The organism is Phyllobacterium sp. OV277 (genome assembly GCF_900104355.1).
Taxonomy (GTDB): Bacteria; Pseudomonadota; Alphaproteobacteria; order Rhizobiales; family Rhizobiaceae; genus Phyllobacterium.
In genome coordinates, this window is record NZ_FNIY01000003.1 from 278,599 (window position 1) to 304,555 (window position 25,957).

A 25,957-nucleotide genomic window follows, 5' to 3' on the forward strand; every position below is an offset into this window, starting at 1 on the left:
CCTGCCGGGCTTTTTGCATCTCAGGAGGCCTTTTATGTGGACAGTTGGCAGAGGAATTTGACCCCCGACCCGATTGCTGCCAAAAAACTACTTCACTGTTACGTCAACGTCACAACGGAGATGCTTGATGAGACACAAATGCCTTGTGATCGGCGTACTTGTCGTTCTGTTTGCCCTTCTGGGGACCCTTGCTCTGTTTTCCAGAAAAGATTCGAGGCCCGGCCAAATACCCGCACATTCGATTCAGGACCCCTTGCGTGCGCCCTCCTGAGCCTGCCGCGCGCCCATCAAACAACCGCTTGAAATGGCTCGGGTTTGGGATTCTTGTTGCAGCCCTGCCCCTGGCGTTTTTTGGGGCGGTGCTGCCCGTCAATGAATACAAGGCACAGGGAATCGATGCCGTTGATTGCGACGGATCGCTTCAGGTGCTGCTCTTCGCAGCGCCAGCTTTGCTGATCTATGCGCTAGGTGCTTTTCTCAATGCACGATACCCGCGAAAGCCGCTCAATCTGGGTGTCGCGGTGATCTGCGCTTTGCTCGTTATCGCAGTCGGCCGCAATGTCATTGCATCCATAGAGGAACAGCGCCTGAACGCAACTGCGGAAACGTGCAGCAGCGGCCTGTGAGAATTGCCGGGAGACTTGCATTCCCCGGCTGAACGCGATTGGATCAATGTTCATCAATCAGGAGCGATAATAATTGGCATTCCAGTGCGATCTGCCCGCAATTCCCACCGTTCAGCAGGATGATGACGCCGTGCGCATAACCCGCTGGGATTTCCAGCCGGGTGCGGTTACCGGCTGGCACGAGCATGGATGGCCCTATTTCGTTGTCATGCTCATGGATGGAACGCTGCGGATTCACAACGGAACCGATATTACCGATGTCCCGCTCGTTGCGGGCCAATCCTATCAGCGCCCGTCCGGTATCCGGCATGATGTCATGAATGGCTCGGCACATCCGATTGCCTTTGTTGAAATCGAGATCAAGAAGCCGGAAGCACTTATCGTCTAGGGGAACTTTCACGGTTGTTGTTCTGTTTATGGGGTTAGATGCACCCTGCTTCAACGGAGAACGAAATGAAAGTCGATGGTTCATGCCATTGCGGCCAGATCAAATTCGAAGCTGAAATAGACCCCGACAGCGTTACAATCTGCCACTGCACCGATTGCCAGAGACTGACCGGCACCGCCTTCCGGGTCTCGGTTCCTGCAGCGGCCAGCAGTCTGCATTTCATCACAGGCATGCCCAAAACCTATAGAAAAACCGCCGATAGCGGCAGGCAGCGGATGCAAGGATTTTGCGGGCATTGCGGTACTCCCCTCTATTCTACAAGCACCGATGAACACCCGACTCATTATGGCCTGCGGGTTGGATCGCTGGCCCAGCGCAACGAGCTTGTGCCGCGAAAGGAGGTGTGGCTGCGGTCTGCCCTGCCCTGGCTCCCAGACATGCCTTGCGCAAAGTCCTATGAATGCGAGAGTTTCTAGCCATTGCTCCCAGTTATCCACAAGGTGGAATTTTCAAGACTTGGCACGGCTGTCATTTGCCGTAAAATTGGCACTCGCACTTCAATCAACACCAGGAGGACCAAGTGATCGATCCGTCTGATGTCAATCGCGACGCAGAAACAATCGTGCTCACCCTTGACGGCAATCTGGCTTCGACCGAGCATAAATACCCCAGCGTCGACCAGGCGTGCATGGCAATCCCCCAGCTCCGGGATATATCCGGCGTCTATATCAATGGTGATACGCCCGTAGATGCCACAGAATTTGTGCAACTCTGCAGAATACTCGACAAGGGGCCAGCTGTTCGCTCGTAATGACATACTGCCCGCTTGATCAATTCGCGCGGGCAGATAGATTGCCGGTCATGATTCCAGACCACAATTCCCTTCCCATCACTGACATCATTACTCCGCGCCTTGTGCTCCGGCTTATGGAAGGCGAAGACCTGTCGGCTTTGCTGGCTGGACAGATTGCGGACGTCGAACAACGGCTGGGTGTCAGAATACCGGGAGAAGTGCTGGATCACGCGAGTTCATTCCGATTCGGTCTTGATCAACTCAAAGCAGACCCACTTTATCGGCCATGGTCATCGCGAGCGGTTATGCTGCCGGACGAAAACAGAATGATCGGGCATGTGAGATTTCACAGCCGCCCCGACCCTGATTATCTCCGCAAATATGCCCGTAATGCCGTCGAGTTCGGTTACCGGATCTTTGGCCACGATCGCAGCAAAGGTTATGCATCCGAAGCGGTGGGAGCCATCATGGATTGGGCGCGGGATGCACACGGTATCAGCCATTTCGTCTTATCCATCTCTCCCGACAATGCGCCTTCACTAGGGATCGCGCGAAAGTTCGGTTTCGTCAAAGTGGGCGAGGAAATGGACGACGTTGACGGAATGGAGCATGTATACTTGCGTGTTGCAGACTAAATCTGATGTCATAGCTGCAGACGTTTCGGTATGGGACACGATTGATTACGAAAACAGTGCAATTGTGACCGTTAATCATGCATCTCCTGCTTGATTGCGCTGGCGTACAATACCGATTTAAGGAACCATTGAGCACTGAACTTGTTTGAGTAAACAAGAATGTTGTTCGTCAGGAGCAAACACGATGTCTATCAAGTCTTTTGTCTTCGCAGCTTTGATCGGGGTTTCCGGCCTCGCGCTCTCCGGATGCGTTGAAGGCAGCGGCGGCTATTATGAGGGATCGAGCGGCTATGGTGGTTACTACGGCGGCTACGGCGGTGGTTACTACGATTCCTATTATGATGGCCCGCGCTACGGCAGGCGCTATGACCGCCGCGACTGGCGCGATGGGAGACGATGGGATCGTCGTGACGACAGAAGATGGGATCGTCCGGGACGTCCTGACAACCCACGGCCGATCGTCAATCCCGGCCCACGGCCTGACCCCGGTCCGCGGCCCGATCCGCGACCACGCCCGGTTATGCCGCCGCGCGTCGATCCCGGCCCGGCTCCAGATGGCGGCGGACGGATGCGCCCGCTTGGTGACACTGGCGGGTCTGATTCCGGTGGACGGATCATCATGCCCCGTCAGGGAGACAACCACTGACGCATAACGCAGTGCTGCCAGAAACTGACAGTAAGGCTTACTCATTTCCCCTGTGCGTCTGTGACGGATGCACAGGGAGTTATCGAGTGGACGATTTCAAACAGTTTCCAATATTTCAGACAGGGCATCCGGCATAGGTATCACAGTGAGGAAACCATGATTGAAGCCTCATGCCACTGCGGCGCCGTTCGCATTGAACTTGCCGAGCGGCCAAACGTCCTCCAATCCTGCAATTGTTCCATATGCCGCCGTGTCGGCGGTCTCTGGGCCTATTACCATCCCAAAGATGTGACCTTCACCAAAGGCGAAGGCACGACTGTCGCCTATGTTCAGGGAGATCGCACGCTGGCGATGCATCATTGCCAGATCTGCGGCTGTGTGACCCATTGGGAAAGCACCGACAAGGAGAACGCGGATCGGATGGGCATCAATGCAGGCCTGATGAACCCGACTGATATCAAGGGTTTACGCCTTCGCCACTTCGATGGCGCCGATACGTGGACCTTTCTGGACTAGCCCAATATCTCCGCGCCACATATTTTGTTTTATTGCGTAGCAGCATAACACCCCGTAAAGTTGGTAGAAAATGTCGGGCTGCGCACGGATTGCGTTATTTGAGCCTGAAAACCAACAATTGCGCCGGTTTTCTGCCGAAATGATTTCATTCGACGGGAAAGCGGTGCGATTCGACCGGGAGTGAGCATGGACGCGTCTATACTCAAGGATACAGCCTTTGCGGCAACAAACCACGAGGGCTGGGTCAAGCTGGCGCAGAAGGCCCTGAAGGGGGTTGATTTCAAGGAGACACTTGTCTCCCGGACTGACGATAATATTGCTATCCAGCCGCTTTACGAGCGTCGCAAAAAGGCGCAACTGACACCGCGCCGCAATCCGGCGCAGCCATGGCATATTGTGCAGCGCATCGACGATCCGGACCCAGTCCGTGCCAACAAACAACTTCTGGAAGATCTGGAAAATGGCGCAACCGGTATTTCACTGGTTTTCGAAGGCGCGCCCAATGCCTTTGGCTATGGGTTGCCGTCGACGCGCGAAGCTGTCGATCAGGTGTTGCGCGGTGTGCATCTGGAGATGATCCACCTGCGCATGGATGTGCATCCGAAAAGCCGTGCCTGCGCCGACTGGTTTGTCGATTACATGCGCCCGCGCAATGTCGATCCCAAGACGATGAGTTTCTCGCTGGGTATTGACCCGGCAGCCACTCTGGCCGGAACAGGCCGCCTGCGCATGACGCTCGCCGCCCTGAAGGCGTCGTTGCCGCAATCGCTGGCCGGTTTTTTCTCTACCGATCTGCCGGGGATTGTGCTGGAGGCGGATGGCCGCGTCTATCACAATGCCGGTGCCACGGAGGCACAGGAACTCGGCGCCATGCTGTCCATCGCCGCCGGGCACTTCCGCCTGTTCGAGGAAGCACGCCAGCCAATCGTTTATGCCGCGCCGCATATCGGCTTTTCCATCGCCGTTGATCAGGACCAGTTCCTGTCCATTGCCAAACTGCGGGCATTGCGCCGCCTTTGGGCGCGGTTGCAGGAGGCTTGCGGCATCCGGCCATCCGAGGCAACCATCCATGCGGAAACCTCGTGGCGCATGATGACGAAGCTGGACTGCGAAACCAACACGCTGCGTACAACAATCGCGGCCTTTGCAGCGGCGGTTGGCGGTGCGGACTCGCTTGCCATTCTGCCCCATACCATCACTCACGGCCTGCCCGACCAGTTTGCCCGCCGACTTGCACGCAACACCCAACTTGTGCTTGCCGATGAAAGCAATCTTGCTTTCGTTGCCGATCCCGGCTGTGGTTCGGGTGCTATCGAAGCCCTGACCGAAGCGCTCTGCGAAGCCGCATGGAAGGAATTCCAGACGCTGGAAAAGGAAGGCGGTATCCTGCAAAGCCTCGTCGAAGACCGGTTCCAGCAGCGCGTTATTGCCGCGCGCGAGGAACGCAGCCGCGACTATCGCTCCGGCAAGCGCGCCATCATCGGAACGACACTTTTTCCGGCGAAACAGGAACGTCCGGTGACGGTGCTCGATGCACCCCACATGCCCTTGCCGACGGATGGCGTGGTTCATTGCGAGCCGCTGACCTTCCCGCGTATTGATCAAACATTGCAGGCGTCCGAATAATGCGCGTTCCAGATTTTACCGAGATCAATTGGCAAGAGCCCAAATCAGCGCCTCGCAAACCGGAAGCTGGCGTCTGGAAGACGCCCGAGGGTATTCGCGTCAAGCGTGCCTATGGCGATGCGGCGCTGAAGAACCTGCCGCATCTGGATAGCTATCCGGGCTCTGCACCATTCATTCGCGGCCCCTATCCAACCATGTATGTGCAGCAGCCCTGGACGATCCGGCAATATGCCGGTTTTTCCACCGCCGAAGAATCCAATGCGTTTTACCGGCGCAATCTGGCGGCTGGTCAAAAGGGTCTTTCCGTTGCCTTCGACCTTGCCACGCACCGGGGCTATGACAGCGATCATCCGCGTGTGGCCGGTGATGTCGGCATGGCTGGTGTTGCCATTGATTCCATTCTCGACATGCAGCAACTGTTCGACGGTATTCCGCTCGGCGAAATGACCGTTTCCATGACCATGAACGGCGCTGTGCTGCCCATTCTGGCGCTCTATATTGTTGCAGCCGAAGAACAGGGCGTCGACCAAAAACTGCTCGCTGGAACCATTCAGAATGATATTCTGAAAGAGTTCATGGTGCGCAACACCTATATTTATCCACCGCAGCCTTCGATGCGGATCATTTCGGACATTTTCTCCTATACCTCGCAGAACATGCCGAAATTCAACTCCATCTCGATTTCCGGCTATCACATGCAGGAAGCCGGAGCGACCGCCGATCTCGAACTTGCCTACACTATTGCCGACGGCATCGAATATGCCCGCGCCGGTGTCGCCGCCGGGCTTGATATCGACACTTTCGCGCCGCGCCTTTCCTTCTTCTGGGCCATTGGTATGAATTTCTTCATGGAAGTCGCCAAGATGCGGGCCGCACGCCTGCTCTGGGCAGTGCTTTTGAAGAAGAATTTCAACCCGAAAGATGAGCGCTCGCTGTCACTGCGCACCCATTCGCAGACCTCGGGCTGGTCGCTCACCGCGCAGGACCCTTACAACAACATCATGCGCACCATGATCGAAGCCATGGCGTCGACGCAGGGCCATACCCAGTCGCTGCACACGAATTCCTTCGATGAGGCGCTGGCGCTGCCAACTGACCATTCGGCGCGTATCGCACGTAACACACAGCTGATCCTGCAAAAGGAATCCGGCACCACGCGGATCATCGATCCATGGGGCGGTTCCGCCTATGTGGAGCGCCTGACCCATGATCTGGCGACCCGTGCGCTCGCCCATATCGAGGAAATCGAAACGCTCGGCGGCATGGCAAAGGCCATCGAACAGGGCATTCCCAAACTGCGCATCGAGGCAGCGGCAGCAAGAACGCAGGCGCGGATCGATAGCGGTCAACAGCCGGTGGTCGGGGTCAATTCCTATCGCCCGGTTGAGGATGTCAAAATCGATGTTCTGAAAATCGATAATGCCGAAGTGCGGGCGCGGCAGCTCTCCAAGCTGCAACAGCTCAAGGGCACCCGTGACGTCTCCGCCGTGGAAAGTGCGCTGGCGACGCTCACCAGCGCGGCAAAATCCGGCACCGGCAATTTGCTCGATTTTGCCATCAAAGCTGCACGGGCGCGCGCAACAGTTGGTGAGATATCGCTGGCACTGGAAAAAGCCTATGGCCGCCATGTTGCGGATATCCGCACCATATCGGGCGTCTACCGCAAGGAAATCGGCAAGAGCGGGGTTGTCGACCGGGTTCAGGCCAAAGCTGCCGCCTATGAAAAACGGACGGGCGAAAAGCCGCGCATTCTTGTCGCCAAGATGGGTCAGGACGGCCACGACCGCGGCCAGAAGGTTATTGCGACAGCCTTTGGCGATCTCGGCTTTGACGTCATCGTCGGCGCAATGTTCCAGACACCCGATGAGGTGGCTGAGCTCGCCATCGAGAGCAATGTTGATATTGTCGGTGTGTCCTCGCTGGCCGCCGGGCACCTCACCCTTGTTCCCGAGCTGAAAGAGGCGCTGGGCCGCCGCGAACACGACGATATTCTGATCATTGTCGGCGGCGTCATTCCACCTCAGGATTTTGACGCTGTGCTCAAGGCTGGTGCAGCGGCGATTTTCCCGCCCGGAACCGTGATTGGCGAAGCTGCAGAAAAGTTGATCGATACTTTGCTGGATTCATTGTGACATGATCGTTTTATACACACTCGAAGAAGACCATCTTCTCGCCCGTCCCGCCAAGGTGGGTGATACCTTGCCTGACAATACAGTCTGGATTGATCTACTCAATCCGACCCATGATGAAGATATCCAAACTGAGACCTGGACCAAGACCGCCATTCCGACGCGCGAGGACATGGTGGAAATCGAAGAATCCAGCCGGTTCTATACGGAAAATGGCGGACAGTACCTGACAGCGCCGATCCTCTATTTCACCGAGCACAAACACCACGCCATCAGCCCTGTCTCCTTCATCCTGACGGGTTCCTTTCTGGTGACTGTGCGCTACGCCGAACCAAGGGCGTTCAGCCTTTACGTCAGCCGCGCCACAAAACCCGGCAATGGCCTCATCAATGAAAAATGCAGTGGCGTGACCATTCTGCTCGGCATTGTCGAAGCGGTAACGGACCGGATCGCCGATATTCTTGAAGGCGTTGCCTCCGATATCGACCAGAATTCCCATACGATTTTCCGCCGGAATGACACTGACAAGCCGATGACGACAAAAAATTTCCGCGACAGCCTTACCCGTATCGGCGGTCAGGGCGCGTTCCTGTCAAAGGTTCGGGAAAGCATTGCCGGTGTGAGCCGTCTGCTCGTTTACCTTGCCGCGATTACCGAGCAGAACAGCTACAAGAAAGAGACAAAGGCCTGGATCAAGTCACTGGAGCGCGACACCCAATCACTGAGCACCTATGTCGACTTCCTGTCCAACAAGATCACCTTCCTGCTCGATACGGTGGTGGGACTGATCTCCATCGAGCAGAATGCTATCATCAAAATCTTTTCCGTCGCCGCCGTAGCCTTCATGCCGCCAACGCTGGTCGCCTCGATCTACGGCATGAATTTTGCCTTCATGCCTGAACTCAAAGAGGCTTGGGGCTATCCCATGGCCATCGGCATGATGATCGCTTCGGCTGTCATCCCGCTCCTGATCTTCCGCAAAAAGGGCTGGCTCTAAGACGAAGTGATGAGATCAATGGCCTTGATGAACCTACCGACAGATGTTGTAATCCGCTTACAACACTGGGGCAAAGATCATGCGTGTTACGCTGATACAGGTCGGAGACGAAGTAGGTTTCATCTTTCCGGATGAGATTCTAGAACGCTACAATCTCAAAACCGGCGACGAGCGAGAACTTATCGTGACTGACTACGGGTTTGAACTCATACCCATCCGCAGGGCCTCGTAAAATTGTTCTAAATAAAAGCTTAGCCCGCGTTCCTGCCATACAGATTCACGTTACGGCGCCGTATCAATCGCGCTGATTTCCCATTCATGCGTATTCAGCACAAAGCTGTCGCCGACTGATTTGCCGAACATTAGTTGCGCCATGGGTGAGACATGGGAAATCTTGCCGTGGCTGGCATCGGCTTCGTCCTCGCCGACAATGGCCCATGTCTGCGTCTTGTCATGCTCGTCAATGATCGTAACGATCATGCCGAAGCGCACGACCTTGCTGGCGGGATCGGGATGCGACACCTCCGCAGTCTCGCGGCGGGCCGTCCAGTAGCGCAGGTCGCGTGACGCGCGGGCAATCAGGTCGCGGTCGGCCTCGGCGTTGCCCTTGGCCAGTTCTTCGTGTGAAGCGGCGATTTCCGCATCGATCAGCGCAAGGCCGTTTTCGGTCACAAGATTCCGGTGCGGACTGATGGGACGCTCGCCCAGATCAATCGAGGAATTGCTGTCATCTTCCTTCGTGAAAGCTCTGCTCATCCGATAAAGGTATGCCTTGCCTGCCCCTGCTGCAAGTGCCATCAATCGGACAGTCAGAAGGCCGGTCTGTATTGACTGGTTTAAACGCTGATCGTGAGGAAATATCCGTGATCAACAGACGTCTTATGCTTGGCGTAATGGCCGGATTGGGGGCAACGGTGTTGCCAGTCCGTGTCTTTGCCGCATCGTCAACCGGGTTGAAGCCGGGCTCACCTGACGATCAGGGAAAAGCGCTGAATAGACTTTTGCAGAAAGCGAGCCGCACTGGCGAACAGATATTGCTGTCGCCGGGAACCTATATTGTTTCGGGTGTCGATCTTCCTTCGCGCGCCAATCTTGCGGGCATTCCCGGCGCAACCCGCCTTCTCTACGGCGGCGCCGGTTCTTTCCTCAATGCCAGCAATGCCAATCAGGTTCGGCTGAGCGGACTTGTCATCGATGGTGCAAGCCAACCACTCACCGGCAAAGCGCTGGTCGAAGGCACCAATGTGTCCGAACTCGTCATCGATGATTGCGATTTCACTGCTTCAACCAAAAATGCCATAGCGCTGTACGGGTGCGACGGCAGGATCGAACGCAATCGTATCCAACGGGCTGCGGATGCGGGCATTTTCGCCTCGCAATCCAGCGGTCTGGAGATAGCTGCGAACCATGTTCATGATTGCGGCAATGGCGGAATTCTGGTGTTTCGCGATGCGCAGGGGCCGGACGGAACGATCGTGACCAACAACCGCGTCGAGAACATCCGGGCGGATGGTGGCGGCACTGGGCAGAATGGCAATGGCATCAATGTGTTTCGCGCCGGCAATGTGCTGGTTGCCAATAATGTTCTGAACAAGTGCGCCTTTTCTGCCGTGCGCGCCAATGCCGGAAACAATGTGCAGATCACAGGTAATAACTGCCGTGACAGCGGCGAGATGGCACTTTACTCGGAGTTTGCCTTCGAAGGGGCTGTCATCTCAAACAATATTGTCGATGGCGCGGCCAGCGGCATTTCCATGGTCAATTTCGATGGCGGCGGGCGCATGGGCACCTGCACCGGCAATGTGGTGCGCAACCTCTCGGCAATTGGCCCCTATCCCGCCGATGCACCGGGCTTTGGTATCGGCATCAGCGTTGAAGCGGATATTTCCGTGACCGCCAATCTTATCGAGAACGCGGCGCTTTATGGCATCAAGCTTGGCTGGGGGCCGTATCTGCGCAATGTGGTGGCGACGGGAAACGTCATCCGGCAGGCAGGCACAGGCATTTATGTCAGCATGGTCGACGGTGTTGGTTCTGCCATTATCACTGACAACATCATCGAAAAGGCGCTACGCGGCGGCATTATCGGCCATCGCTGGATGGATGCCGTGACAGGCGACCTTGCGAGGCAAAATGCCAGCGGCAATAGTCGCCTGATCGTTGAGCGCAATATTCTTAGTTGATATCGGCTTCAGTCAGAATATCGGCGGGGCTGACAACACCATAGGTGATGCCATTCCAGTTGCGCATTTCCCGGTCCGCAAACCGATCAAGTTTTGATTCCAGTTCCGCATCATTGCGGAAAATCCTGGAGAGAACCGATGCGATCATCGCTTCCGATGCGCGAGTGGCGCCGTCATCGCATTTCAGCGCAATGCCAAGACCAAACTCCGGCAGGGCCGCAACAAACACGCCTTCCGCACCGGTTTTGACGAAAATCCGCCCCGGTGCCATTTCCATCAGGCGGGTGCAGGCGCGGTTGGTACCAGCGACGTAATAGGGTGCGGCCATGGTGGCATTGAGCAGACGCTTGGCGGCCTTGGCACGTACCGGCGGCAAACCAGTCCCAGTCGCCATGCGGGCAAAGCCATGGGCAAGGTTTTTAAGCGGAATGGCATAAGTCGGGATCGAACAACCATCGGTGCCGCAATGATCAAGCGAGTGGACCGCGCCGGTCACGCTCTCCATGGCTTCGCACACCATGTTCTGCGACTGTGAGCCAAGCGACGAATAACCCGATGTCGAAATCCCCAAATGCACGCAGGTGCACAGAAAGCCGGAATGCTTGCCGGAACAATTATTGTGCAGCGCCGTCGGCTCCTGCCCGCTTCTGGCAAGGGCGATCAGCACCGCCTGATCCGATGACCAATGCGCGCCGCATTCCAGCGCCGAACCGTCAAGCCCGGCCCGGCCGAGCATATCGGCAGCCTTTTTCACATGCAGCGGCTCGCCCGAATGGGAAGCGCAAGCCATCGCCAGCTCCTCATCGCCAAAACCATAGGCATCAGCAGCACCGCTTTCCACCAGCGGCAGCGCCTGTATCGCCTTGATTGCCGAACGGGGAAAAGTCGGTCGCTCAATATCCCCAACGGAATAGACAATCTTGCCATCGCCATCGGTGACAACGATTGCACCGCGATGGCGGCTTTCAACTGTTTCACCACGAAAAACTTCAACCAGAACAGGATTGCTCATGACGTCCACCATTGAACAGGAAATAGACCGAAATCGGCCCGAATTGATGGTCTTATAGGACGCTCCGTTTCCCTTTCCAATGGAGAAAGCTGCGCGCCGGAATTATTCCGGTCAGGCAGGCTTTTCCCATTCCATGATCAGGAAATAGGGCACGCGGCGATAGCGGTCGGCTTTATCGGGATCGCCGCCATAGGGGGCGGGTTCGGCAAAGTGGCGCAGGGTGAGGCCTTGGCCAAGCAGGAGCGACATATAGGTGCTCAACGGGCGGTGCCAGTTCTGGATGCGAATGCCGCGCCATTCCACCCAGTCGACGCGCTCTTCCAGATAATGATCGACATAGAAGCGTGGATCGCCATTGATATCGGGCTGCCAACCGGCGGGTTGTCCTGCGGTGTTGAAGCTGTTGAGATTGGCAATCAGCAAAGTTCCGCCCGGCGCGAGCACGCGGGTCATCTCGGCAATGGCTTTGCGCAGATAGGGAATGTCGATGAGGCTGAGATAGCTCACCACCAGATCGAAAGACGCGTCGGGAAATTCCAGCGCCTCCGCATAGCCGACGCGATAGTCCCCCTCGGGGTCTCTGGCCAGTGCCTGTTCAAGTAGTTCCTCGGTGGGGTCGATTCCCACCGGCTTGATTCCGAGGTCTTTGAGGATGCGGCAGAAGCGGCCTTCGCCGCAGCCGACATCAAGGGCGTTTTTAAAGCTGCGGCCGCTGATGCGTTCCAGCATGGGTCGGTCGAGGACATAGACACGGCCATAATCGCCATCATCAGCCTGTTCGGCGATCCATGCGGAGGCCGATTCTTTCCATCCGTTCGACATGGCATTTCCTCGTCGGAAAAAGATGATTCAATTCATGGATTTATAATGTGCTTTTGAAACAAAGAATCCGGGACTTCAAGTCCCGGATTGAAAACCTCTACTAAGGCTCATGCCTATTTGATGCGTTCGAGGATCGACACGTAATTGGCCACCGCAGCGCCGCCCATGTTGAAAATACCCGCAAGCTTGGCATCCGGCACCTGAATGCCACCCGCTTCGCCTGTCAACTGCATGGACGAGAGCACATGCATGGAAACGCCGCTGGCGCCGATGGGGTGGCCCTTGGCTTTCAGACCACCGGATGGATTGACAGGCAGACGCCCGCCCATAGCCGTCTGGCCTTCGAGTGCAACCTTGGCACCCTCACCCGGCTTGGCCAGGCCCATCGCCTCATATTCGATCAGTTCTGCAATGGTGAAGCAGTCATGGGTTTCAACAAAAGACAGGTCGTCGATTGTCACCCCTGCCTGATCCAGCGCACGTTTCCAGCCTTCGGAGCAGCCTTCGAACAGAAGGATGTCACGCTTGGAGATCGGCAGGAAATCCTGCACATGGCTCGCCGCACGGAATGCAACAGCGCGCTTCATCTTCAGAGCGGTCTGCGTATCGGTCAGCACGAGTGCCGCAGCACCATCGGAGACGAGCGAGCAATCCGTGCGCTTCAGCGGCCCGGCAACGAAGGGGTTCTTTTCGCTTTCCTGACGGCAGAACTCATAGCCCAGATCCTTGCGCATCTGTGCATAAGGATTGTTGACGCCGTTCTTGTGGTTCTTGGCAGCAATCGTCGCCAGCGCATCGGACTGGTCGCCATATTTCTGGAAATAGGCCGCTGCAATCTGTCCGAACACACCGGCAAAACCGGCAGGAATATCGCCCTCTTCAGGCAGGTAGGAGGCTTTGAGCAGATTCTTGCCGATGTCGGGTCCGGGGGTCGATGTCATCTTCTCGACACCCACGACCAGTACAACCCTCGCAGCACCGGCGCGAATGGTCTTGATACCCTGATGCACAGCCGCCGAACCGGTGGCGCAGGCATTTTCCACCCGCGTGGCGGGCTTGAAGCGGAAGGCATCACTGGCCTGCAACACAAGGCTGGCGGTGAAATCCTGCGGCGAGAACCCGGCATTGAAATGACCCAGCACAATCTCGTCCACATCCTGCGGACCAATACCCGCATGATCAAGCGCCGCAACCGCCGCCTTCACGATCAGGCTTTCGACGCTCTCACCTTCCAGTTTTCCGAAAGGCAGATGCGACCATCCAACGATACAGGCTGTCATGTCATTCCTCCAAAATGTCATTCTTGTTGAGGTAAGCATGAACCCGCTGTGCTTCAAGGTAAAGGGGTTTGTTGCAGTGCAATACCGAGGTGGGGTGTTTGGCAATTATCGTGCTGGTGGGGAGGGTGTGGAGAGTCGTTTATTGCTTTGTCAGCTTTGTAGCTGGCTGCGTTGAGGTGGTTCGTGGTTCGTGGTTCGTGGTTCGACAAGCTCACCATGAGGGAGATGGGTGATGAAGGGGAGCCAAGTTCTGCACCCTTTATGCGGCAATCTTTGCGATTAGCCTTGCATCCACCCAAGTCCCTCATGGTGAGCTTGTCGAACCACGGGCCACGCCCAATTGCTCTGCAGAGTTACCCCCCTCTGTCCTGTCGGACATCTCCCCCACAAGGGGGAGATCACATTGGCATGAACGCCTTTGCACAACCGGAAATGTTTCAGATTGTGCAAAGACCGTATTGAAGGCTGATCTCCCCCTTGTGGGGGAGATGTCCGACAGGACAGAGGGGGGTGAAAACTGCCCCATATTACCCAAAACTTTTTTATTGATTGATCAGTCAATCAAGAATAATATTTTCTTCGAACGAGGTTACCCACATGCCCAAAGTCGGAATGGAACCACTGCGCAAGCGGGAGTTGATTGATGCGGCTATTCGCACGATTGGCCAGCGCGGCTCGCTTGATGTGACAGTTGCGGAGATCGCCCATGAAGCGGGTGTGTCGGCGGCGCTGGCACATCACTATTTCGGCGGCAAGGAACAGCTGATCCTCGCCACCATGCGCCATCTGCTGAAAGAACTTGGACAAGATTTGCGGGCGGCGTTGGGAACAGCACACACCCCAGCCCAGCGCGTTGCGGCGATTATTGCGGTGAACTTTTCCGCCTCGCAATTTGCACCCCAGACTGTCGCCGCATGGCTGGCCTTTTACGTCCACGCCCAGCAATCGGATGAAACGCGCCGTCTCTTGCGCGTCTATGCGCGGCGCATGCACTCCAATCTCGCCTATGCGCTCAGCCGCATGACCGACCGGGCCACCGCAGTACAGATTGCGGAGGGCACCGGCGCGATGATTGACGGGCTCTATATCCGCCATGCGCTGCGCAATGGCGCGCCTGAGGCAGCCTCGGCAATCGCGCTTGTGGAAGATTATGTGACGACGAAACTTGCCGCTGCCGGAGCGCCCCTATGACAAGGCCGAATATACTCATCCTGATGGTCGATCAGCTGAATGGGACATTGTTCCCGGATGGCCCTGCTGATTTCATCCATGCGCCGCATCTGCGCGGCCTCGCCGACCGTTCAGCCCGTTTTGCCAATACCTATACGGCCTCACCGCTTTGTGCCCCTGCCCGTGCGTCATTCATGTCCGGGCAGTTGCCATCGCGCACCCGCGTCTATGACAATGCGGCGGAATTTGCTTCCGACATTCCAACCTATGCGCACCATCTGCGCCGGGCAGGCTATTACACCGGCCTATCCGGCAAGATGCATTTTGTCGGGCCGGATCAGTTGCACGGCTTCGAAGAACGCCTGACCACGGATATCTACCCCGCCGATTTCGGCTGGACGCCTGACTATCGCAAGCCGGGCGAGCGGATTGACTGGTGGTATCACAATCTCGGTTCTGTTACGGGCGCTGGCATCGCCGAAACCAGCAACCAGATGGAATATGATGACGAGGTGGCTTTTCATGCCACGCAAAAGCTTTATCAGCTGTCGCGCACGTCAGACGATGCGGCGCGCCGCCCGTGGTGCCTGACCATCTCCTTCACCCATCCGCATGATCCCTATGTGGCCAGACGCAAATATTGGGATCTTTATGAGAATTCCCCGGCGCTGGAACCGGCTGTTCCACCCATTGCCTATGAGGCGCAGGACCCGCATTCGCAGCGGTTGATGCAGGCCTGCGACTACACCAAGTTCGACATCACACCCGATAATGTGCGCCGCGCGCGTCAGGGCTATCTCGCCAATATTTCCTATGTGGATGACAAGGTAGGCGAGATACTCGAGGTGTTGCGGGCAACGCGCATGCTCGACAACACCATCATCGTTTTCACCTCAGATCATGGCGATATGCTCGGCGAGCGCGGCCTGTGGTTCAAGATGAACTTCTTTGAAGGCTCCGCGCGCGTGCCGCTGATGATCGCAGGTCAGGGTATCAAGCCGCAACGGATCAGCCAGCCAGTCTCGACGCTCGATATCAACCCGACACTGGCGGCGCTCGCCGGTCTTGACATCGCATCGGTCAAACCATGGACCGATGGCGAGGATTTGAGCGGCGTTATCGCGGGCGGCAAACGGCAGGGGCCGGTGCTGATGGAATATGCGGCTGAAGGTTCCAACGCCCCGCTCGTCTGCATTCGCGATGGCCAGTACAAGTTCGTGCATTGCGAGATCGATCCGCCGCAACTGTTTGATCTTGAATCGGATCCGCAGGAGTTGACCAACCTTGCCGGTGACCCCGCCCATGCGAAACTGCTTGCCCAGTTCCAGACGGCGGCCACGGCGCGCTGGAACATGGCAGCCTATGATGCGGCGGTGCGCGAAAGTCAGGCGCGGCGCTGGATTGTCTATGAGGCACTGCGCAACGGCTCGCATTATCCGTGGGATTATCAGCCGCTGCAAAAGGCGTCCGAGCGCTATATGCGCAATCACATGGATCTGAATGTTCTGGAAGAGAACGCCCGCTTTCCGCGCGGCGAATAGGTGAGAGCTATGGAAGCAGATTTCGTTATCATCGGTTCCGGTTCGGCCGGATCCGCCATGGCCTACCGCCTGTCGGAGGATGGCAAATATTCGGTCATCGTCATCGAGTTTGGCGGCACCGATATCGGGCCGTTCATCCAGATGCCGGCAGCCTTATCCTTCCCGATGAATATGAGCACCTATGACTGGGGGTTTTCCTCCGAGCCGGAGCCGCATTTGGGCGGGCGCACGCTGGTCACACCGCGCGGCAAGGTTATTGGCGGTTCGTCCTCCATCAATGGCATGGTCTATGTGCGCGGCCACGCCCGTGACTTCGATCATTGGGCAGAAAGCGGCGCGACGGGCTGGTCCTATGCGGATGTGCTGCCCTACTTCAAGCGTATGGAACATTCCCATGGCGGCGAAGCCGGTTGGCGCGGCACGGATGGCCCGATGCATGTGCAGCGCGGGCGACGTGACAACCCCCTTTTCCACGCCTTTGTCGATGCGGGCAGAGAGGCCGGTTTCGAAGTTACCGAGGATTATAACGGCGCCAAGCAGGAAGGCTTTGGCGCGATGGAGCAGACGATCCATAATGGCCGCCGCTGGTCCACCGCCAATGCCTATATGCGCCCGGCGCTCAAACGCAGGAATGTTAACCTGGTCAATGGCTTCGCGCGGCGTGTGGTCATCGAGAATCAACGGGCAACCGGCGTTGAAATCACCCGGCGCGGCAAGACCGAGATCATCCGCGCCCGGCGTGAGGTGATCATTGCGGCCTCGTCAATCAACTCGCCAAAACTGTTGATGCTATCAGGCATTGGCCCCGCCAAGCACCTGAAAGAGCATGGTATCGCCGTGGTTGCGGATCGCGCCGGCGTCGGTGAGAACCTGCAAGATCATATGGAGGTCTACATCCAGCAGGAGAGCCTCAAACCCATCACGCTCAACTCAAAGCTCGGACTATTCTCCAAGGCGCGGATCGGGGCGCAGTGGCTATTCTTCAAAACCGGCGACGGCGCGACAAATCATTTCGAATCCGCCGCCTTTGTGCGCTCCAAACCGGGTGTCGATTATCCTGATATCCAGTACCATTTCCTCCCCGCCGCCATTCGCTATGACGGTAAGGCGGCATCGAAGGGGCATGGTTTTCAGGCGCATGTGGGGCCGATGCGGTCCAAATCGCGCGGCAGCGTTACGCTGCGTTCATCCGATCCGTTCGAGAAACCAAAAATCCTTTTCAACTATATGTCGCATCCGGATGACTGGACTGATTTCCGCCATGCGGTGCGCTTGACCCGCGAGATTTTCGGACAGGCGGCGCTGACGCCCTATCGTGGCCGGGAGATTTCTCCGGGTGCGCATGTGCAGTCTGATGATGCGATTGACGATTTTCTGCGCGAGCATGCGGAGAGTGCTTTCCATCCCTGCGGCACCTGCAAGATGGGTGCGGTTGATGACCCTATGGCGGTTGTCGATCCGCAATGCCGGGTGATTGGCGTCGAGGGGCTAAGGGTGGCGGATTCCTCCATCTTCCCGCGGGTGACCAATGGCAACTTGAATGGCCCGTCCATCATGACTGGCGAAAAGGCATCCGACCACATTCTCGGCCGCGATCCCCTGCCGCGTTCCAATCAGGAGCCGTGGATTAACCCGCGCTGGGAAGTGAGTGACCGGTGATGGCGGGTGATCTTGCCTTGCACGATCTGTGCGTGGTTCGACAAGCTCACCATGAGGGACAGGGGTGATGCAATGCTAATCGCAAAGAGTGCAGAACTTGCAGAACTTGACTCCCTTTCATCACCCCTGTCCCTCATGGTGAGCTTGTCGAACCACGAACCACGAACCACGCACAACTCTGCCAAGGTGAAATAAGCTATCGATGAATAAACCCAAGGAGAACACCATGCGCGCGCAGCCCAAGGCATCGCATTTTATCAATGGCCGCTTTGTTGAGGACAAGGCGGGCAAGCCGCTGGATGTCATCTATCCCGCAACCGGCGAGATCATTGCAAGACTGTTTGGTGCAACGCCTGCGCTGATCGAGCAGGCGGTGCAGGCCGCAGCGGCGGCGCAACCCGCATGGGCGGCGCTGAAGCCGGTGGAGCGCGGGCGTATCTTGCGCCGTGCGGCTGATCTGTTGCGCGAGCGCAATGCGGAAATCGCCGAACTTGAGACACTCGACACGGGCAAGGCCATTCAGGAAACGCTGGTAGCCGATCCGGCTTCCGCCGCCGATGCGTTGGAATTTTACGGCGGCATCATTGCCGGGTTCAACGGTGAGATGATCGAGCTTGGCGGCTCCTATGCCTATACCCGCCGCGAAGCCCTTGGCGTCTGTATCGGTATCGGCGCGTGGAATTATCCTATCCAGGGTGCAGGCTGGAAATCAGCCCCGGCGCTGGCCGCAGGCAATGCCATGATCTTCAAGCCTTCGGAAAATACCCCGCTTTCGGCGCTGGCGCTGGCCGAGATTTACAAGGAAGCTGGCCTCCCCGATGGCCTGTTCAACGTGTTGCAGGGTTTTGGCGATGTCGGCTCGCAGCTTGTCGACCATCCGCTGGTGGCAAAGGTATCGCTGACCGGCTCGGTGCCAACAGGCAGAAAGGTACTGGCGCAGGCCGGTTCGCACATGAAGCACGCAACGATGGAACTCGGCGGCAAATCCCCACTGATCATTTTCGATGATGCGGATGTGGAAAATGCCGTGGGCGGTGCGCTGCTTGGCAATTTCTATTCGACGGGACAAGTCTGCTCGAACGGCACCCGCGTTTTTGTCCAGAAGGGTATCAAGGAAAAATTCCTCGACCGGCTGGTGAGCCGAACCAAGGCTATCCGTCTGGGCGATCCGCTTGATCCGGAAATTCATCTGGGACCGCTGATCAATGCCGCACAGCGCGACAAGGTTGTTGCCTATATCGAAAAGGGTAAGGCCGAGGGCGCAACATTGGCCTTTGGCGGCGGCGTTCCCAAAATGCAGGGTTTTGAGGCGGGCTGCTATGTGGAGCCGACAATTTTCACCGGTGTAACCGACGGGATGACCATCGCGCAGGAAGAAATCTTTGGCCCTGTCATGGCGGTTCTTGATTTCAACGATGAGGACGAAGTGGTCGCCCGCGCCAATGACACAGAATTCGGTCTGTCCGCCGGTGTGTTCACCAAAGACCTCTCCCGCGCCCACCGCGTCATCAGCCAGTTGAAGGCCGGAACCTGCTGGATCAACACTTATAATCTGGCACCGGTGGAAATGCCGTTCGGCGGCTTCAAACAATCGGGCGTTGGCCGTGAAAACGGTCTGGCGGCACTTTATCACTACAGCCAGATCAAGTCCGTCTATGTAGAGACAGGCAACGTCGAAAGCCCCTACTAAAAACGAAAGGCGGGGCATGCCCCGCCTTTTCAATCATTTGCCGTAAATGGCGTCGCGGACCCCATCGGGGAATGCGCCGATCATGCCCGCATAAGCGGTATTGGTCAGCGCGACGACGGTCAGCTTGCGCACTGGATCGACAAACCATGACTGGCCATAGACCCCGCCCCACCTCCATGTTCCTGCCGATTGCGGTGAGCCTCCCGCTGCCGGGTCTTTCACGATAGAAAACCCAAGGCTGAAACCCGTGCCGGGAGGTGCGACATCCAGAACAAGATCGCCAATCTGGCTGTTTTCCAGAAGTTTAAGACTATCGGCCTTGAGCAAGGGGGAACCGCCCCCACGCAACGCTTCCAGGAAGCGGATATAATCATCGGCGGTTCCGGCCATGCCCCCGCCGCCTGAAGCATAGGACGCGGCATCAAATATCCGGTCCGGTGCAAAGCTGACCCCGCCATCGAAGAACGGCACACTATGGGACTTGCCCATACGCACTGGCGGTTCGCCGTCGCCATAGGCCACAGCCAGTCTTGCCCGGTCAGTAACGGTAAAGCCGGTGTCATCCATGCCAAGCTTGCCGGTGACATTCTCCTTCACCAGTTCCGGCAGGGATTTGCCCGTTGCCTTGGCCAGGACAGCGCCCAGCACATCAAGGCCCACCGAATAACCCCATGCGGTGCCGGGTTTATGGGACAGGGGCACACTGGCAATGCGGCGGAGATTTTCCTCGATGGAAAGTCCGGGTTGATCGAGACCATCGGAAACACCGGCCTTGAGATAAGGGCCACCGGCGGGCTGGAGAAAGCCATAGGTCAGACCAGATGTATGGCTCATGAGTTGGCGGATCGTGATGACTGCTTCCCGGCCATCGGCTGTTTTTGGCCGGAAATCCGGAAGATAAGTCGTAACAGGATCATCCAGTTTCAGCTTGCCCTCTTCCACCAATCGCAGCGCCGTAACAGCCACAATAGGCTTGGTCAGCGAGGCAACGCGGAAAATCGCATCTTCCTTGATCAGGGTCTTTGCCTCGCGATCGGCAAAACCGGCGGCGCGGCGATAGACGATTTTGCCGTCTTCGGCCACCAGAATGACCGTGCCCACTATGGTCTGGTCGGCAATGGCTTCGTCAATCACCTTATCAAGGCGGCTCTTGAAATCGGCCTCAACAGTCAGCCCTGGCGTGTTCGCAGCAAGTGTTGTCAGAGTAGCGGCAACTGGTATGTTCATAGACCTGTTCCTTTTTCATAGTGGTCACTATATAAAAGAACTAACACGCGTTTCTTTCCTGTCAACTAATTTATTAGTGGTCACTATGAAAATAATTGAAGACTCCGCCAATTCCCCTGAAGAGCCCGCCCGCAGGCGTGGCCGTCCGCGCAGCTTTGACCGTGAAGCGGCGCGCGACAAGGCGATGATGCTGTTCTGGCAGCGCGGCTATGAGGGCACGTCGATCAACGATCTGACGGAGGCCATGGGCATTACACCGCCCAGCCTCTACACGGCGTTCGGATCAAAGGAAGAGCTTTATATGGAGGTGCTGTCGCTCTACAAGATCGGCCCCGGTGCCTATTTCACCGAAGCACTCGCAGAGGAAAAAACGGCAAAGGGCACCATTTCGCGCCTGCTCCATGGTGCCGCCTCCAGTTTTGTCTTTGGTCCCGGCGGCTGCATGATCTCGACGGCCGCACTTTCCTGCGCGCCTGATGTCAAGAGCGTTGCAGATAAGGTTGCAGCCATGCGCAGCGCCACGCTTGGCGTTCTTACCGGCCTCGTGCAACGGGCGATAACGGATAGCGAGGTGCCCGCCTCGACCAATGCTCAACATCTGGCGCGGTTTTACGGCGCCATCATTCAGGGCATGTCGGTGCAGGCGCATGATGGCGCGACGGTCGATGAGCTAACGGCGATTGCAGAAACGGCGATGAGTGCTTGGCCTGAAAAAGCTTCAGACTAAGCCTTGCCGATATAATCCACATATTGCGTGAGCGCACAGACCAGATGATAGAAGATCGAAGCGGGCACATCTTCCGCCCGCGCCCGGCCCTTTTCATCGATCAGGTCAATCCACAGACCTTTGGGCGCCTGTTCGATATGCCAGCGGAACAGCCGCCCTACCCGTGCTTCTACCTCAGGCTTCAGGTCAGGCCCACCATTGCCGTCAAGCGCGATAGCCGCTTTCACCGCTTCGGTCTGCGGCCAGCTGCGTGAATTGGTATCAAGCGGCAAACCATGACGGGAAACCGCGCCATAGGCCAGTTCCGTTGTGCGGTTCAGGCCGTTGGCGATGGCCGAAGCATAGAGTTTGCGCGCATAGCGGATGACATCTTTCTGGCCTGACGCGGCGGCGAAATTGGAGAGCAGATAGGCCCACTCGAAATGATGCCCCGGCTCCGTCCATTCGCCTTTCTCACCCGGTGCCCGCTCCCAGTCATCGGTAAAAAATTCGCCGAGCGTCCAGGTTTCCGCATCGAAAAAGTGATGGCGGAACAGATCGACGATACGCGCTGCACGTTGGAGATAATCCCTGTTGCCAGTGACATCGTACCAGGCGAGAAATGATTCCAGCAGATGCATATGCGGATTGGAACGGCGCAGACCGGTATCCCCCGGCATTTCGAGGAAACCACGCAGCTTTGAATCGGCGAGATATTCGTCAATGAAGGCAAAGGTTTCCGTGGCAAGCCCCAGCGCCTGCGGATGGCCCGCACGATGCGCATGGGCCAGCGCCAGAAGCACAAAGGACTGGTCATAGGCATCCTCAGCCCCGTCGAGAACCGTGCCGTCAGGATTGAAGGTCTTTACCCAGCCACCACGCTTCGTCCGGCCGTTGGCGGTGATGAAGCGAATGCCATGGTCGATCAGATCATTGGCCGGACCATCCCAGCCCATTTCGTGGGCGACGGCAAAAGCATAAATCTGCCGCGCCGTGGTGCGCATGCGTTTTGTCCGGGTGATCGGCGTGGCATCGAAGGTCAGCGCCTCGTGAAAGCCGCCATAGCGCGTATCAACGCCCACCGTGGACCAGAGCGGCAATGTTTCTTCAAACAGCCAGTGGCGCACCCGCTTTTCATAGGCACCCACCTGCGGCAGGCGGTCCTGCGCCGGGGTGAACTTGGTTTCAAGCCGCCCGGTCTTTTCCAGCTGCTCGACGATCTTGCGGACATTCTGGCTTTCGGTCACGGGCGCAACAAATGTCGCGTCGGAGGTCGACACAACAGCCAGATCACGCAGGCCGATGGCGGAAAGCAGGCGGCCATTGCTGCGCAGATAGCTGTTCTCACAGTCGATAGCGACCACATCACCGACAATCACATTGCCGCTGCCATCGGTCGAGCTGACTTCCAGAAGCGATTGCCATGAGCCCAGATCATTCCAGCGAAACCGCGCAGGAACCAGCGCGATATCTTTCGCGTGCTCCATGATTGCATAGTCGACGGAGATGGACGGCACTTCCGCATAAAGATCATGCGGCAGATAGGTGCCGGAGATATTGCTGGTCGCTTCGTCAAGCGCTGCAACGGCGCCATCCCAGATCTTCGGCGCATGCGCCCGGAATGCATCGCGCATGGCACTGGCGCGGAAAAGAAAAATACCGGAATTCCAGAGAAAGTTCTTCGATTCGAGATATTGAATCGCAGTTTTCTCATCGGGCTTTTCCACGAACCGGATCACGTCGCGCGTATTGTCATCCCCGGGGCCGACCTCAATATAACCGTAACCGGTTTCCGGCCTGTCAGGCTGAATGCCAAAGACGACGATTCGTCCCGCCATGGCAGCGTCCGTGCCAGCCTCTATCGTATTCCAGAAGTCACGATCGGTGGTGATTTCATGATCGGACGGAACGACAAGAACAAGATCATCGCCATGCTCACGCAGTGTAATCTCGGTTGCCAGCACCACGGCCGCGGCCGTGTTGCGCCCCATGGGTTCAAGAATCGCGCGGCCCCCGGCCAGATCAACGCCGGATAGATCCTGGCTGATCCTGTCCGCATGACGCTCGGAGGCAAGCAGATAGACAGGAACGGAGGTTTCGCCGCCCCGCGCACTCATGCGCTTGACGGTGCGCAAAAGCATCGAGCCCTGACCGGAAAGATTGTGAAACTGCTTTGGAAAGTCTTCACGCGATAAAGGCCAAAGCCTTGAACCGACACCACCACTCATGACAAAGCTGATAATACGCTTCATTCCCGACGTCATTGCATGCAACCTCATTGTTTCAGTCGATATCTCGTCCGATATACAATTCGCGATCTTTCGGCAGACTTTGCGATACACCGCATCGCCTGTGTTTTATCGATACAAGACTTTCATTGACGATCACAAGACCGGTTCCGCCATTTCCAGAACATGGTTTATGTTTGCACCGCTATAATTCAAAAAGTGCTGACGAAACGACTTGCGGGCACAAAAACGCGGCGGTATATAGCCCGACATCGCTGGTCACGGAGTGTAGCGCAGCCTGGTAGCGCACGTCGTTCGGGACGACGGGGTCGGAGGTTCGAATCCTCTCACTCCGACCAGTGTTTCCGGGCACTTTGGACTACCCCACTATTTCTACCCCACGGATTTCCCCACGGATTGAAGCCAACACATTCATTTCGGGCTCTTTCTCAAGCGGGATATTTTCGCTCGCTTCAACGGATCCATTCGATATGGAAGCTGCTGTGCCTGGGGCACAATGGCGGATATTTGAACAGTTGAGGGCCCGACATCCGCATCGATTTCGGCTGATGCGCTGGCCTCAATCTTCAAAACATCATCGCCACCAATGCGAACCAGCTTTCCGCCAAGCCTGAACGCCGGTATTAATCCTGCTTTGATCATGTTGCGGATATGGCGCTCCGAACACTGCCATCGTTGCGCTAGCATCTTCGGCGTGTAGACTACTGGTCTCACAGATTTTTCCATTCATCACGGTAGCATCCAATGTCTGATAAAAATACCGTCTACACGCGGCGTGAACTCTATGAACGTGTTTGGTCGACACCTATCGTAAAGCTCGCCGAGGAGTTTGGCATGTCCGACAAAGGCCTAGCCAAAATTTGCCAACGCAATCTGATTCCGGTTCCGGGAAAAGGTTATTGGGCAAAGCTTGAAGCTGGCCAGAGTGCTACAAAAACGCCTTTGCGGGAAATGTACACTCCAGAGTTGGAGACCGTTCACATCGGCGACTTCAAGCGGGATGTAAATCCGTACGTGGCCTTTGCTATCGCGGCAACTCAATCGGCACAACAGAAACTGGCGGACGAGACTCCTCCTCCGAAGAAGGCGCAACCCAATAACAACGAACCAGCATCGCGACAGGCAGCACCTCTGAACAAGTTGCACCCGTCGGTGAAAGCTTACGCCGCAGAATTTCAAAAAGTTACGCCGGATAGAGAGGGCACCGTCCAACTGCGCTGGATAAAAATTCATCGCGATAGCGTTGGCCGGGTAATCGCTTTCCTGAGCACACTCGCGTTTGCGTTTGAGCCGTTTGGGATTTCGTTTTCAGGCGCTGGGAGCCGAGTAAAATTTATTAATGACAACGCTGACGTGGACTTTGAAATCACAAGCCCCAAAAAGAGGGTCGTTGCAGACAGGGAAAGCTGGAAGAGCTACGAAAATGTTTACGTCGGACGGTTAGCATTCCGCATTTTTGGCAATGCCGAAGGGATTCGCAAAAACTGGGTGGATGAGGACGACAAGAAGATCGAAGACTGTGTCGACGCGATTGTCAAAAGCTACCGCATAAATCTTACAGTTCAAAAAGAACACGACGATCGTAAACGTGAAGAGGCACGAATACGACAACACATGGCGCATCGGCGAGGATTGGCCGAGCAGCGAAAGAAGAGAGAAGAACTGCGCCTTGAGTTCCTAACTTCTGTGGCGCGCACCAGACATGAAGTACATGAACTTAAACAGACGATAGGGGCGATTCCCGACACTGATGCCGGTGCGCCAGACTATAGCAGAATGATAAAGTGGGCCATGGAACGTCTTTCTGCACTTGAAAAACAAACGGCCGTAGAGCGTCTTCAAGAATCGTTGGTAGAAAAAGATTTGTTCCCGGAACCCGATAACTTGGCAGATCCTGAAGGGGAGCCGCCGCCAAAGCAAAACTATTGGGACAATTGACAGCCGTTTATAGGTAGTTTGACAAGACACCTCTTATCGTATGGAAAATTAAAACCGCGATGACCGCCCTGCCGGATCAAGATACAACTTGTGTGATAGGTGAAGAAATGGCTACAAATCAAAT

25 protein-coding genes and 1 tRNA gene are annotated in these 25,957 nt (G+C 56.6%); 19 read left to right on the top strand and 7 right to left on the bottom strand.

Annotation, left to right across the window (positions count from 1 at the left end):
• Nucleotides 1–257 precede the first annotated feature (257 nt).
• From BLU05_RS13200 to BLU05_RS26205, 11 genes are all read left to right on the top strand, one after another.
• Nucleotides 258–626, top strand: a complete 369-nt coding sequence (locus BLU05_RS13200) for a hypothetical protein (RefSeq protein ID WP_244518334.1) — start codon at nt 258–260, stop codon at nt 624–626.
• Between the two features lie 73 nt (nt 627–699).
• A complete protein-coding gene (locus BLU05_RS13205) occupies nt 700–1,014 on the top strand; it encodes a cupin domain-containing protein (RefSeq protein ID WP_091880674.1) in 315 nt (104 codons plus the stop codon).
• A gap of 65 nt (nt 1,015–1,079) precedes the next feature.
• Complete coding sequence (locus BLU05_RS13210; protein ID WP_091880675.1) at nt 1,080–1,490, top strand: GFA family protein; 411 nt, start codon at nt 1,080–1,082, stop codon at nt 1,488–1,490.
• 104 nt (nt 1,491–1,594) lie between these two features.
• On the top strand, nt 1,595–1,825 hold the full coding sequence (locus BLU05_RS13215) for a hypothetical protein (RefSeq protein WP_091880676.1): 231 nt from the start codon (nt 1,595–1,597) through the stop codon (nt 1,823–1,825).
• Nucleotides 1,826–1,875: 50 nt separating this feature from the next.
• Complete coding sequence (locus BLU05_RS13220) at nt 1,876–2,442, top strand: GNAT family N-acetyltransferase (protein WP_280139034.1); 567 nt, start codon at nt 1,876–1,878, stop codon at nt 2,440–2,442.
• A gap of 184 nt (nt 2,443–2,626) precedes the next feature.
• Nucleotides 2,627–3,088 (top strand): hypothetical protein, encoded by a 462-nt coding sequence (locus BLU05_RS13225; RefSeq protein WP_175540599.1) that lies wholly within the window; start codon nt 2,627–2,629, stop codon nt 3,086–3,088.
• Nucleotides 3,089–3,244: 156 nt separating this feature from the next.
• On the top strand, nt 3,245–3,604 hold the full coding sequence (locus BLU05_RS13230) for a GFA family protein (RefSeq protein ID WP_091880679.1): 360 nt from the start codon (nt 3,245–3,247) through the stop codon (nt 3,602–3,604).
• Nucleotides 3,605–3,790: 186 nt separating this feature from the next.
• Nucleotides 3,791–5,230 carry a methylmalonyl-CoA mutase subunit beta gene (locus tag BLU05_RS13235; protein WP_091880681.1) on the top strand — a complete coding sequence of 480 codons (1,440 nt, stop codon included), beginning with the start codon at nt 3,791–3,793 and terminating at the stop codon, nt 5,228–5,230.
• Nucleotides 5,230–7,362, top strand: coding sequence for a methylmalonyl-CoA mutase (gene scpA / locus BLU05_RS13240; RefSeq protein WP_091880682.1), 2,133 nt, complete (start codon nt 5,230–5,232; stop codon nt 7,360–7,362). Before BLU05_RS13235 ends, scpA begins: the two co-directional genes overlap by 1 nt.
• A gap of 1 nt (nt 7,363) precedes the next feature.
• Nucleotides 7,364–8,356, top strand: a complete 993-nt coding sequence (gene corA, locus BLU05_RS13245) for a magnesium/cobalt transporter CorA (protein ID WP_091880684.1) — start codon at nt 7,364–7,366, stop codon at nt 8,354–8,356.
• 79 nt (nt 8,357–8,435) lie between these two features.
• The gene (locus BLU05_RS26205; protein WP_175540600.1) at nt 8,436–8,588 is read left to right on the top strand and encodes an AbrB/MazE/SpoVT family DNA-binding domain-containing protein; all 153 of its coding nucleotides are present in this window, start codon (nt 8,436–8,438) and stop codon (nt 8,586–8,588) included.
• A 50-nt stretch (nt 8,589–8,638) separates the two neighbouring features.
• Here the strand turns inward: BLU05_RS26205 and BLU05_RS13250 are convergent, their stop codons facing one another.
• Entirely contained in the window at nt 8,639–9,112 is a 474-nt protein-coding gene (locus tag BLU05_RS13250; protein ID WP_091880685.1) for a GreA/GreB family elongation factor, read from the bottom strand.
• A gap of 107 nt (nt 9,113–9,219) precedes the next feature.
• Here BLU05_RS13250 and BLU05_RS13255 point away from each other — a divergent pair, with 107 nt between their 5' ends.
• On the top strand, nt 9,220–10,539 hold the full coding sequence (locus tag BLU05_RS13255) for a TIGR03808 family TAT-translocated repetitive protein (protein WP_175540601.1): 1,320 nt from the start codon (nt 9,220–9,222) through the stop codon (nt 10,537–10,539).
• Here the strand turns inward: BLU05_RS13255 and BLU05_RS13260 are convergent.
• The 3 genes from BLU05_RS13260 to BLU05_RS13270 all read right to left on the bottom strand — a co-directional run bounded on the left by BLU05_RS13260 (nt 10,532) and on the right by BLU05_RS13270 (nt 13,653).
• On the bottom strand, nt 10,532–11,563 hold the full coding sequence (locus tag BLU05_RS13260) for an asparaginase (protein WP_175540602.1): 1,032 nt from the start codon (nt 11,561–11,563) through the stop codon (nt 10,532–10,534). The genes BLU05_RS13255 and BLU05_RS13260 overlap by 8 nt on opposite strands.
• Before the next feature lie 99 nt (nt 11,564–11,662).
• Nucleotides 11,663–12,373, bottom strand: coding sequence for a class I SAM-dependent methyltransferase (locus tag BLU05_RS13265; protein WP_091880691.1), 711 nt, complete (start codon nt 12,371–12,373; stop codon nt 11,663–11,665).
• Nucleotides 12,374–12,486: 113 nt separating this feature from the next.
• Entirely contained in the window at nt 12,487–13,653 is a 1,167-nt protein-coding gene (locus tag BLU05_RS13270; protein ID WP_091880692.1) for an acetyl-CoA acetyltransferase, read from the bottom strand.
• 597 nt (nt 13,654–14,250) lie between these two features.
• On the opposite strand from BLU05_RS13270, the gene betI reads away from it, so the two are divergent.
• From betI to betB, 4 genes are all read left to right on the top strand, one after another.
• Entirely contained in the window at nt 14,251–14,844 is a 594-nt protein-coding gene (betI, locus tag BLU05_RS13275) for a transcriptional regulator BetI (RefSeq protein ID WP_091880694.1), read from the top strand.
• Nucleotides 14,841–16,364, top strand: a complete 1,524-nt coding sequence (gene betC, locus BLU05_RS13280) for a choline-sulfatase (protein WP_091880695.1) — start codon at nt 14,841–14,843, stop codon at nt 16,362–16,364. Before betI ends, betC begins: the two co-directional genes overlap by 4 nt.
• A gap of 9 nt (nt 16,365–16,373) precedes the next feature.
• Nucleotides 16,374–18,023 (top strand): choline dehydrogenase, encoded by a 1,650-nt coding sequence (gene betA, locus BLU05_RS13285; protein ID WP_091880697.1) that lies wholly within the window; start codon nt 16,374–16,376, stop codon nt 18,021–18,023.
• A gap of 226 nt (nt 18,024–18,249) precedes the next feature.
• The gene (betB, locus tag BLU05_RS13290) at nt 18,250–19,713 is read left to right on the top strand and encodes a betaine-aldehyde dehydrogenase (protein WP_091880698.1); all 1,464 of its coding nucleotides are present in this window, start codon (nt 18,250–18,252) and stop codon (nt 19,711–19,713) included.
• A gap of 33 nt (nt 19,714–19,746) precedes the next feature.
• On the opposite strand, the gene BLU05_RS13295 is transcribed toward betB, so the two are convergent.
• The gene (locus BLU05_RS13295) at nt 19,747–20,940 is read right to left on the bottom strand and encodes a serine hydrolase domain-containing protein (protein WP_091880700.1); all 1,194 of its coding nucleotides are present in this window, start codon (nt 20,938–20,940) and stop codon (nt 19,747–19,749) included.
• 85 nt (nt 20,941–21,025) lie between these two features.
• Here BLU05_RS13295 and BLU05_RS13300 point away from each other — a divergent pair, with 85 nt between their 5' ends.
• Nucleotides 21,026–21,667 (top strand): TetR/AcrR family transcriptional regulator, encoded by a 642-nt coding sequence (locus tag BLU05_RS13300; RefSeq protein WP_091880701.1) that lies wholly within the window; start codon nt 21,026–21,028, stop codon nt 21,665–21,667.
• Here the strand turns inward: BLU05_RS13300 and BLU05_RS13305 are convergent.
• A complete protein-coding gene (locus BLU05_RS13305; RefSeq protein ID WP_091880703.1) occupies nt 21,664–23,910 on the bottom strand; it encodes an AGE family epimerase/isomerase in 2,247 nt (748 codons plus the stop codon). The two genes, BLU05_RS13300 and BLU05_RS13305, sit on opposite strands and share 4 nt — an antisense overlap.
• A 246-nt stretch (nt 23,911–24,156) precedes the next feature.
• Here BLU05_RS13305 and BLU05_RS13310 point away from each other — a divergent pair.
• Nucleotides 24,157–24,233 (top strand) — tRNA-Pro (locus BLU05_RS13310).
• A gap of 73 nt (nt 24,234–24,306) precedes the next feature.
• Here BLU05_RS13310 and BLU05_RS13315 read toward each other — a convergent pair.
• Nucleotides 24,307–24,621, bottom strand: a complete 315-nt coding sequence (locus BLU05_RS13315; protein WP_280139035.1) for a helix-turn-helix domain-containing protein — start codon at nt 24,619–24,621, stop codon at nt 24,307–24,309.
• 108 nt (nt 24,622–24,729) lie between these two features.
• Here BLU05_RS13315 and BLU05_RS13320 point away from each other — a divergent pair, with 108 nt between their 5' ends.
• Nucleotides 24,730–25,833: a hypothetical protein gene (locus BLU05_RS13320; protein WP_139210444.1), complete on the top strand. Its 1,104-nt coding sequence runs from the start codon at nt 24,730–24,732 to the stop codon at nt 25,831–25,833.
• Nucleotides 25,834–25,957: the final 124 nt, after the last annotated feature.